The 10774-nt window shown below is 68.4% G+C and carries 5 protein-coding genes; 4 read left to right on the top strand and 1 reads right to left on the bottom strand.

Features of this window, described 5'->3' with window-relative positions; genetic code table 11:
- Nucleotides 1-427: 427 nt before the first annotated feature.
- A complete protein-coding gene (locus ACFU6K_RS17760) occupies nt 428-4663 on the bottom strand; it encodes a hypothetical protein (protein WP_380664000.1) in 4236 nt (1411 codons plus the stop codon).
- 787 nt (nt 4664-5450) lie between these two features.
- Here ACFU6K_RS17760 and ACFU6K_RS17755 point away from each other — a divergent pair.
- From ACFU6K_RS17755 to ACFU6K_RS17740, 4 genes are all read left to right on the top strand, one after another.
- A complete protein-coding gene (locus ACFU6K_RS17755; protein ID WP_380663999.1) occupies nt 5451-7589 on the top strand; it encodes a helicase C-terminal domain-containing protein in 2139 nt (712 codons plus the stop codon).
- A 386-nt stretch (nt 7590-7975) separates the two neighbouring features.
- Entirely contained in the window at nt 7976-8623 is a 648-nt protein-coding gene (locus ACFU6K_RS17750) for a DUF4365 domain-containing protein (protein ID WP_380663997.1), read from the top strand.
- Complete coding sequence (locus ACFU6K_RS17745) at nt 8623-9216, top strand: hypothetical protein (RefSeq protein ID WP_380663996.1); 594 nt, start codon at nt 8623-8625, stop codon at nt 9214-9216. Before ACFU6K_RS17750 ends, ACFU6K_RS17745 begins: the two co-directional genes overlap by 1 nt.
- A 77-nt stretch (nt 9217-9293) precedes the next feature.
- The gene (locus ACFU6K_RS17740) at nt 9294-10460 is read left to right on the top strand and encodes a hypothetical protein (protein ID WP_380663994.1); all 1167 of its coding nucleotides are present in this window, start codon (nt 9294-9296) and stop codon (nt 10458-10460) included.
- Nucleotides 10461-10774: the final 314 nt, after the last annotated feature.

Here is a 10774-nt window from a genome sequence, read left to right as displayed (position 1 = left end):
GCCCGGGCCTTCGTCGTTGTGTGGTCTCAGTCGCGGCTTGAGACAGCAGCCACCAGCCCGCCCGGCCTTCTCCCCCTGGCGCGACCAGCCCTCGGAGAGCTCCAAGTCCCCCAACCAGCGACGCCTGCGGGGAGCAACCCCTCACGAGTTCGAATCTCGTATCCTCCGCCTCCGCCCGCCAAGGCGAACGAGGGCCCGAGCCTTCGCTGTCCTGGTTGTAGCTGGGCCCTTTCTCCACCCACAGGGACTGTCCTACGTCAGGCGGCCACGGGAGGCTCACCAGCCTCGCCCCTACCTTCTTGTCCGCCCCGCTGTCGGTGGCCGGCGATCCGCAAGGTGACCCTGCGGCCGGACAATCGGCTGCGAAGCGGGCAAGCGAAGGGGTGTCCGTGGCCGGCTGCCACGGACACCCCTCTCAGGTCCTACCTCAACTGTTGCGGCGCCTCCTGCTGAGGGCGAGGGCGAGGCCGCCGAGGATCAGCAGCGTGCCGCCGATACCCGCCGCGGTGAGCACGACGGCGCCGGTGTGGGCGAGGATCCCGGACGGAGCGGGGGCCTGCGGGCCGGGCTCGGGGCTACCGGGCTCGGGGTTACCGGGAGCCGGGGGCTCGGTGGGCGGCGGGGTGGTTCCGGGCAGCATGTGGTCGGTCTCGCAGCCCTTCTCGGTGTCGCAGTGGCCGCGCTTGTCGTCGGGGGTGGTGACGACGTTGTGCAGCTGGCCGTCACCGTTGCCGGTCACGGTCACCGAGTAGGTGATCGTCGCCGTCCCGCCGGCCGGCAGGTCACCGGTCCAGACGAGCTTGCCGTCCTTCACCTCCGCCGTACCGGTGCTGGCCTTCACGTCACCGTTGTACGCGGCGTCGTCCAGCACCTTCGACAGGTCGTCGGTGACGGTCGCGCCCTTCATCTCGGCCTTGCCGTGCTGGTTCACCGACACGGTGTAGGTCACCTTGTCACCGACCTGCACCATCGAACCCGACTTCGGATCCGCGACCTTGGAGAAGGTGTACGAGCCGTAGAGGTGGTCGGTCTCGCAGCCCTTCTCGGTCTCGCAGTGGCCGCGCTTGTCGTCGGGGGTGGTGACGACGTTGTGCAACTGGCCGTCACCGTTGCCGGTCACGGTCACCGAGTAGGTGATCGTCGCCGTCCCGCCGGCCGGCAGGTCACCGGTCCAGACGAGCTTGCCGTCCTTCACCTCCGCCGTACCGGTGCTGGCCTTCACGTCACCGTTGTACGCGGCGTCGTCCAGCACCTTCGACAGGTCGTCGGTGACGGTCGCGCCCTTAATCTCGGCCTTGCCGTGCTGGTTCACCGACACGGTGTAGGTCACCTTGTCACCGACCTGCACCATCGAACCCGACTTCGGATCCGCGACCTTGGAGAACGTGTACCAGCCCGTCTCGTGGTGCGTCGTGCACCCCGGAGTGCCGCCGTCGGCGGCCACCGCGCAGCCGGGCGACAGCACGGCGTTGACGAGTTCGCCGTCACCGCCGGCCTTGACGGTCACCGAGTAGGTGATCGTCGCCTCGCCGCCGACCGGGACGGTGCCGTTCCACGTCAGCACGCCGTCCTTGACCTGCGCGGTGCCCGTCGAGGCCTGCACGTCGCCGTTGTAGTCGGCGTCGTCCAGCACCTTCGACAGGTCGTCCGACAGCGTGGCCTGCGCCGGGGCGGAGCCCTGCTGCTTGACCTTCACCGTGTAGGTGACCTTGTCACCGGGGGCCACCATCTGCCCGGAGGCCGGGTCGGCGACCTTGGTGACGGCGTAGTTGGTCACCTCGATCCCGGCCGGGTCCGGCGGGATGACCGGCGGGATGCCCGAGTCGGGCGGGGTGTCCGCCGTGGCGGAGGCGGTGTTGACGAACGTGCCCGACACGGACGTGTCCAGCACCGTGCTGAACTCGTGCGACTCGGACGCACCCGGCGCCAGCGAACCGATCGTGAACGCGCCGGCCTGCGGGAACTTGTCGTCCGAGACCTTGACGTTGGTGAGCGTGCCCTGCCCGGTGTTGGTCACCACGATCCGGTACTTCACCGTGTCCCCGTACTGGAACACCGGGTAGTCCGCCGCCTCGTTCGCGTCGTGCCACTGCCCGTCCTTGCCCTGCACGAACTTCTTCAGCGACGCCGAGTAGTAGTTCGCCACCGAGATCGGCGCCGACGTACGCATCACCAACTCGGTGTGACCGTCCCGCGCCTGGGCCCGGTTGACGAAATTGTCCCCGCCCACCGCGCCGTCCGTCGCCACCGCGACCTTGAACTGCTGACGCGCACCCGGAGTCAGCGAAGGCCCGATCACGCGCACGGCCGTCGCGTCCGGCGTGAACGTCGTCGTCCACCCCACGCTGTTGCCCGCGACGTCACCGGCCTTGCCGTTCATCGGATCCGCCGGGTCGTCGGACAGCGACCCCGGGGCAGCGGTGGTGTAGTACACCGTCGCCCCCGCCACCGGCGTCACCGACGCCAGCTTGTACGAACCCGAGTACGACGTCCCACGCCCGTCACCCTTGTACGGCAGCACGTCGATCGTGTCCGTGAACGCCTGCGCCACCGGGTCGTACGAGCGCAGCGTCACCGTCCACGAACCCCAACCCTTCCCGTCACCCTTCACGTTCGGGATGAAGGCCGCGTCCGGGCTCTTCCCGATCGTCGTCAGACCGGTCGCCGAGAGCGTCACCGATGCCGTGGCGACGGCCGAGTTCTGGCCGCCGTACGATGCCACCGCCGAGTTCTTCAGCGTCTGCCCGGGGGTCGCCTTGGCGTCGGCCACCGCCTGGTAGGTCAGGGAGTGCTCCACGTTGGTGGCCACCCCGTTCAGGGTCCAGGTGAGGACCTGCTGCCCGCCGGACGTGGTGATGACCGGCTCCGGGTTGGCTGATCCGGCGACGTACGTCATCCCGACCGGCAGGGTGTCCACGATCTCGTAGTTGTTCACCGTCGGCGGCACGCTGTTGCCACCGTTGGCGGAGTACGTGAGCGTGAAACCGGCCGGCTCGCCCGGCTTGACGACCACGCGGTCACTCGACTTGGAGATCGCGGGAGTCACCGCGGTGATCCGCAGGATGTCACGGCTGCCGGTGGTGCTGGGGTAACGGGCGTTGGGTGTGTTGACCAGGGCCCACGGATTGGAGAACCAGGCACCGCCCTGACGGTACTGGCCCCAGGTCCAGACATCGGTTCCGGCGGGGACGTTGTCCTTGATCCGCAGATCCATGAGGATGGCGGTGGCCCAGGCCGCCGAGAGGGCCGGGTCGAGGTCGGAGCGCAGGAAGTTGGCCCGTACCGCCTTCACCGTGCTCGGATTGGCGGGCGGCGTGCTCACCCAGCCCGTGGCCCCGGCGTCGGCACCGCCCGTCCCGCAGTCGAACGCGTCCGGGTTGTAGCTACCGGAGTTCGGGTCCAGGTAGGGGGAGTTGCCGACGTAGTACTCGAACGGCAACTGCGAGAGCAGCGCGGGGCTGCTCCACGCGACACCCTCGAACGTCACGTACCTGGTGTCGATCACGTCGCACAGGCCGAGCTTGGTGTTACCGGGCATGGCCTGCGTGGCAGCCTGGCTGGAGACGATGCCCTGGACTTTGCTGCCCGGCGACACCCGGTAGTTGTCGTCGTGCCACGATCCGCCAGTACGCAGCCCCCACGCCTGGTTGAAACCGCCGGCCTCGACGACCTTGCTGGACCTGTTGTTCGACGGGTTGTCCTGGGCCGTCTCGCCGTTGACGGAGGTGTAGGTCGGAGCCGAGGCGTCGAGCTGTACGGAGACCTGCTTGTTGGTCGCGGTCGTGATCCGGAACCACACCGAGCCGCTGGCCACCGCAGCCCAGTCGGTCGGCAGGGCCTTGCCCAGCGAGTCCTTGGTGGGCACCTTCGCCTGTGAGTAGTCGATGCCGGTCAGCGTCAGCTTGAACTCGCCGGCGTTGCCCGTCGGGGTGAGTGTGCAGGACTTCACGAACGGGGCCATCTGGTCGGCGGGGTGCGAGCCCCCCGACCACGGGTGCTCGGCCGCCCAGCCCGCGCTGAAGGGGGCGCAGGCGTTAGGGCCGACCTGGACGGTGCCGGCGGTCGGCGCCGCCTTCAGGATGTAGCTGACCGAGTCCGGCCCGGACTCGCCGCCCTTCTTCAGGTTCAGCGTCCACTCGAAGTCGATGTCGAAGTAGGTGGTGCCGTCCTGGAAGACGCTGGTCGGCGTGTTCCAGACCATGTCCATCCCGAAGACGTTCTTGAGCGGGATCTCCGGGACGGTCGCGGTCTCCCCGGCGATGGTGCCGGTCGCGGAGACCTTGTCGCCGGTCTCGCCGTCGGCCACCACTGCGGTCTGGACGACGGTGGCGGTGCCCTGCTGCTGGGTCCCCACGTTGCAGGTCAGGGTGGTCTTGTCGGCCGACAGCGACGAGGAGGGCGTCACGCCGTTGGTCAGACAGGCGCCGGGTATGGCGCCGAAGGTGCCATGCTGCAGGGTCACCTCGAAGGTGACGTTGTCCACCGGCTCGTTGGAGGGTGCGGCCTGGTCGTCGTTGACGTTGACCCGCCACTCGGCGGTGACGACCTCACCCGCGGCCAACTGGACTGGCACGCTGCCGACCCAGCGGCCGGTGATCTGGTGCACCGGCTTCGCCCACGAGCTGGCTGTCAGGCTGAACATCGTCAGAACCAGTGCCAGCACGAGGGAAAGTGACAGCCAGCCGGTCAATCCGGGGCGGGATATCGGGAACCCGCTCCCCCCTCCGCCGTACGCGGTACCGGCGGCCTGCGGCCGCCTTCTCTGCGAACCCACCTCGGATCACCTCTTCAGTTCTTGTGATGCGGACACGAGCGCCGACAGGACCACGGACAGCGACCAACAGCCGTACAGGGCAACGAATCCGCTGGCACACGCGCCTGGGTCAGCCGACGGAATGTCGGGCTCGAACGAGATTTAACCAGCCTTTAGGGTGATTTAACTGGATCTAAAGTCCTATGAGTGCGTGTCTCATGAGATACGCCCCCACCCAGCCCTCGCCACGGGCCGACGCCACGGTTCGGCTCGCGCGGGAACGGTGGACGCGCCCGGACCGCTCAGCGGTTCGGGCCTCCGTCGTACCCACCGCCGTCGGTACGCCATCCTTGTGCTCAGGGCCGACTCCGACAGGAAACGGTCGTTCTCCTACGTGGTGAGGTGCCCCATCAGCAACAAGAGCGGATCGGCACTGGCCACATGGCTGCGCGGTCTCGATGCGGCCGAGTTGGAACGGGTCCTGACGGCTCGCCCGGATGCTTCGGCGGCTCCGGAACCGCGGTCGGTCGGTGAACTGGCGGACCGCCTCCAGCGCCCGGCGTCCGTGGCGTTGGCCCTGCCCCGGCTCGCACTGCCTTGCCTCCAGGTGGCGGAGGCCGTCGCCGCGCTGACGGCCGTGTCACGGGACGACTTGGCGGTCCTCCTGGGCGCGACACACGGTGACCTCGCGCACGGATTGGATGCCGTCCTGGAGTCGCTGGCCGATCGCGCCCTGGTGTGGCCGGCCGGCAATGGGCTGCTGCACATGGCGGCGCCGCTGCGGAACGTCTGGGGCTCGCCCCTGGGGCTCGACGCACCGCTCGTGCGACTGCTCGCGAGCCCGAACTCCGACGAACTGGGCCGCATGTTGGCGAAACTCGACGTCAAACCCGCCGCCAACAGGAAAGAGGCGCGGCTGGCGGCGCTGGTCGACCATCACAGCGATCCGGTTCGGGTCACCGCGCTGGTGGCCAAGGCGCCCGCAGCCGCCCGGAAACTCCTTGAGCGACGGGCACGTACGGCTCCGGAGCGACCGGGCTTCATCATGTTCGGGACTCCGGCCGACTCCGAGCCCGGCGAACAGTGGGCGCTGGAGCGGGGGCTGCTGATCCGGGACCGCCACCTGTACGGGCCTGCCCGCATGCCCGCGGAGGTGGCACTCGCACTGCGCGGCTCCGACTGGCATGCCCCGTTCACTCCCCTCCCACCCGACGTGCGATCCGCACCCGTCACCGTCTCGGACATCGAACGGGAAGCCGCAGCCGCCTCGATGGCATTCGCAGCCCATGCCGTGTCCGTCCTCGGGGTGTGCGCCGCCGCTCCACCGGCCCGGCTCAAGGCAGGCGGGATCGGCGCCCGTGAGCTGTCCCGGGTCGGAAAGGCGGCGCAATGCGACGAGATCCTGGTACGCCTCGTGCTGGAGGCGGCGAGCGCGGCCGGGCTGCTGGCCCGGGACGGCGACCGGGTCGCGGCGACCGCGTCCTACGACACCTGGGCCGAGCAGGAACCGGCCGACCAGCTCGCCGTCCTGCTCCGGGCGTGGTGGGCGCTTCCGCTGACCCCCGGCGGGAGCCGCGACGAGGACGGGAAGGCTCTGCCGGCGCTCGCCGGGGCACCGCCCTGCGGAGGCTGCGTACAGGCCCGGCACGGGCTGCTCACAGCCGCGTCGCGGCTCCCGGCCGGCGAGGGCTCGGCCCACCCGGCGGACCTGGGGGCGCTGCTCGTGTGGCTCCGCCCGCTTGCCGACGAACTCCCCCAGGACGCCACGCCGTTCGCCACCCTGATCCGTGAGGCGGAACTGCTCGGTGCACTCGCCCTCGGAGTCCTGTCCCCGATCGGGGCCGCCCTGCTCGCCGACGACGCCGAAGCCCTGACTGACGCCTGTCGGCGACTGCTGCCCGCCGCCAGCGGGAACGCCCGCTTCGGCAGTGATCTTACGGCCGTGGTCTCCGGCACGCCGTCGGCGCACCTCCTCGCGCTGCTGGACTCCGTCGCGGACCGGGAGAGCGCCGGTGCGGCGTCCGTATGGCGGTTCAGCCCGCGAAGCGTCCGCCGCGCCCTCGACGCCGGCCTCACCCCCGATGCCCTCACCGCCGACCTGGCCGCCGTCGCCGTCGAGTCGCTTCCCCAGCCCCTCTCGTACCTGATCCACGACACCGCGCGCAGCCACGGTCGGATGCGCGTCGTCTCCGCGGCCTGCGTGATCCACGGCGAGGAACCCGCCGTCCTGGCCGAGCTGGCCGCGCACCGAAAGCTCACTCAGCTCGGCCTGCGGCAACTGGCACCGACGGTGCTGATCAGCCGGACCCCGCTGGACAAGACGCTCGCGGCGCTGCGCGCCGCGGGCTACGCCCCCGTCGCCGAGAAGCCCGACGGGTCCGTCCGCATCGAGCGGGTCCTACGCCCCCGCGCGACGAGCCCGGTCCCACCCTCGCGCCTGCCCAGCGGCAGGTCCCGCCCGCAGCGGGCGGACGACCGCACCGCAGACGTTCGGACCGCCGTCGACCTGCGCGCCCTCGCCACCCGTCTGCGGGGCGCCCCACAGGACCTTCCGGAGCCCGACCCGTACGACGACCGCCCCTACGACAGCGACACCGAGGAGATCATCGCCGGGTACGCGCGCAACCTCTCCTTCACTGATGTCCGCCAGTTGGCCCACGCCGTCAACGACGGTCAAGCCATCACGATCGAGTACGTGGCCACCTCGGGCAACACGACTTTCCGCACGCTCAGCCAACTCGCACTGGACGCCCCGTACCTCCACGCCTGGTGTCACCTGCGGAATGACGACCGCGTGTTCACCATCTCCCGCATCCACGGGGTGATGCCCTCATAGCCCGGAACGCAGGGAGTGAACACTCAGCGCTCCGGTCTCAGTTGTGGTCTCATTCGCACCCGTCCGGCCAAGTTCAGCCGCCGTTCGGCAAGGCGCTCTGCCTCAGGTCCGAACGGGTGTGAACCCCGGCGGACACCCTTCGTGAGAATTGGAAAGCGTGTTGGGGGCAACCCCTCACGAATTCGAATCTCGTACCTCCGCCTTCACGAAGGCCCGGACCGCTCAGCGGCCCGGGCCTTCGTCGTTCTCTGCTCCAGCCATCGGTCGTGTCACGTCCGCTCCGTTCGTGCGCTGGCCCCCGCGTCAGAAGCGCAGGGCAGAATCGCCGGGAAGGCACCGTCTCGGAACTCGCGCGGGGCGGATGAGGAACCTCCGGAGAGGGCGACATGCCGAAGATCCCCAAGGGCCGGCGTGTTGGCCAGGCGGCTGTGAACGCCGTACGCACTCTCCTTGAGCAGCATGATCACATCGTTCAGGAGATATCCGGGCAGAACGACTTCGGCGAGGACCTCTACGTCACATTCGTCGAGGACGAACACGTGACGAGCGACGTGATCAGGATCCAGGTCAAGGGTGGGGACAAGTGGCGCCGAGCCAACGGCTACGTGGCGCCCGTCAACCACCACGGCGACACCTGGGCGGACGGAAACATCCCTGTCTACTGCGTGGTGTACGACCCGGACAGCAAGAGGCTCTTCTGGGCGAACGCAACACAACAGCTCCGCCGGGCCGGCCCCTTCAAGCGCCCGAAAGTAATCGGTGTCAGCCCCAACGCGGTACTGGCCGACACGACCATGGAGTCGTTCGTCGCACAGGCCCGTCGCTACGTGGGGCGGTACCGGGGCAGGGAGGCCGTTCTCACCCACCTGGGAGAGATGTCCGGGGTCGAATTCGACCCGGCGGACCACGTCCTGCACTTCGTCAACGGTTACGACGAAGACCTCATCTTCTGGAGACGCCCAGGAGACGACCTCGCCACCCTTCTACACAGCGCACTCGACGGGAGCCCCATCTCGTCAGTCTGGCGTCCCTGATGCGCTCCGAGATGCCGCCTCCGGACTTCGTGGCAGACGACGAGGCCGCAGCTCGCCTCTGGAACGACCACGACCTCTCGTCAGCAGAAGACTTGGAGTTGAGTCGGCCGGAGCTCATGTGGGTTGCCTCCTGCTTCATGTCCACTCGGCAGGCAGACGAGGAGTCGGAGGCCGTCTTCGGCTCCGACGAGTGCGAAGGGTGCCCAAGCTGCACGGGCGAGGAGCCCGTGGAGCACGGCAACATCGCAGCAGATGTACTACACCGGTACGTCATCGACCGTGTTGTCACCCGGTTCGAGGTCGAGCCGGATCTTCTCCAGCGCTCGATCTCGGCCATGCGCGAGGACGGCGAGCTCGAACCGGAACTCGTGGCGGAACTCGGTCCCCTCGAAGCCGATCCGCACACCGTCCGGCAGGTGACGAAGCTGAGCCGCTCGACCATGGAAGACCTCGGGCCGGAAGCATTCCGGCTGGCGGTGCTCTACCTGATCCGTCGCATCTACATCGGTGGTCCCTCGCTCCCCCTCGACGAGCAGGTTCGAATCAGCTGGCGCATCCCCGAGCCAGGGTGCGAGCCAGCCGCCAAGGAATGATGGATCCCGCTTCGCGGAGGACATATTCTCCGCGGTAACGCCCGTCACCTGATCGAGGAAGCACCCGTTGTAGGAAGGTGAACTCCTTCGCCGCGACGTATCCCCTTCCGGCTCGTCAGGAGCCGACGAGCATGCCGCTTCCGTGTTCGGGCTACCGGATCCAGACGACGCTCCTGCACCGACTGGACACCAATCATTGGGATGCTCGTGTACCAGCCAGCCAACTCGTCGGGCTCGGTGAAGCACTCGATGCCGCAGAACGACTGGGTGCCAGGCGCGATTTCCTCGAAGGTTCGGCCCAGAACCTGGAGCGGGAACAAGTCATGCGCGAGCGGCCGGAGGCCTTCGGTGTTGTGGGCCGGGTGGTGCTGGGCGCCGACAACGTCTTCTGGGTGCCGGACGGTACCCGCAGCAGCGGCACTCTCGACCTCCTCGGCCCGGAATGCATCGACGGGTATCAGCAGACCGCCCTCATCACCCGCCTCGCCGGCGAGCTGTCCCCCGAGCACCTCGACCGGGCCGTACTGGATGTCCGCATCCTCACCGGATCGGCCCGTGAACTGGCACGAAGCGAGTACGACCGCGCTCATCTGTACTGCAACCCGACCGAACCGCAGGACCTACTCGTTCGCCATCCGATCATGCTCAAGCTGGTCAAACAGTTCAGCAACGATCAGCGTCACTTCAAGCTTCGGCGTGGGGACCGACGCGGCCCGCACCGAGAGGGATATTCCATCGGTGAGGCAACAACAGCACTCGCGCTGTTCTCGCACGAAGCCCATCCCGATCTCGCCTATCGCACGCTCGAGGACGAGGGGCGGCAGGAGATCTGGCGGGACCCATCCGGCCAGGCGTTCCACACCCTGTTCAACGACCGCACCCAAGCAACTGGCGTCCGCATCGCCATCACGTTCCGCCGGTCCATCCTCAACGTACTGGAAGAGATGCTCCGGACCCGGTCGGCTCACCATTGGCACCTACTGGAGGACGCCCCCGACCTGGTGGTCTGGGCGGTCGCCCGCCAACTGCCAATCGACTGGCTGCACTGCGACCAGCGGGACCCTGCGGCTCCGGAGTGGGAGAAGATCCTCGACAACGAGGTACCGGCGCTGACGCGGCGGACCGCCGAGCATCTTGTCCGCGCATACGAGAAACTGCGATCGAACGGTGTGTACAAGAGGGCCGAAGTGCGCGAGCTGCCTTACTGGCACAAGCTGCTCAAGGCCGCCGGGATGAGCCGCTAGCGCGAAAACGCCCCCTTCGCTCCAGGAAGCCCCTTGATCTCTCAGTAGCGGCCAGGTGCCTCGTCGGTGCTCTTCCGAAGCAGGTCCCTCGGCCGCCACGGGCTGCCCCAGCCGGTCGCCTGGTCTCAGTTCTGGTCTCATTCACCCCCGTCCGACCAAGTTCAACCGCCGTCCGACGGTTCTCTTCGGTGCGGGTCAGGGCGAGCGTGAACCCCGGCGGACGGCGTTCGAGAGAATTGGAAAGCGTGTTGGGGGCAACCCCTCACGAGTTCGAATCTCGTATCCTCCGCCAGCCCAGAGGGCCGGACCGCTGA

This window comes from Kitasatospora sp. NPDC057512 (assembly GCF_042802135.1).
Taxonomy (GTDB): Bacteria; Actinomycetota; Actinomycetes; order Streptomycetales; family Streptomycetaceae; genus Kitasatospora.
Note: the sequence above shows the minus strand (reverse complement) of the source record. Positions and strands in the feature narration are given on the sequence as shown.

Bases quoted from the DNA above. Each gene is read 5' to 3' on its own strand.
- ACFU6K_RS17750 (WP_380663997.1), top strand. From the start codon at position 7,976: ATGCCGAAGATCCCCAAGGGCCGGCGTGTTGGCCAGGCGGCTGTGAAC.
- ACFU6K_RS17745 (WP_380663996.1), top strand. From the start codon at position 8,623: ATGCGCTCCGAGATGCCGCCTCCGGACTTCGTGGCAGACGACGAGGCC.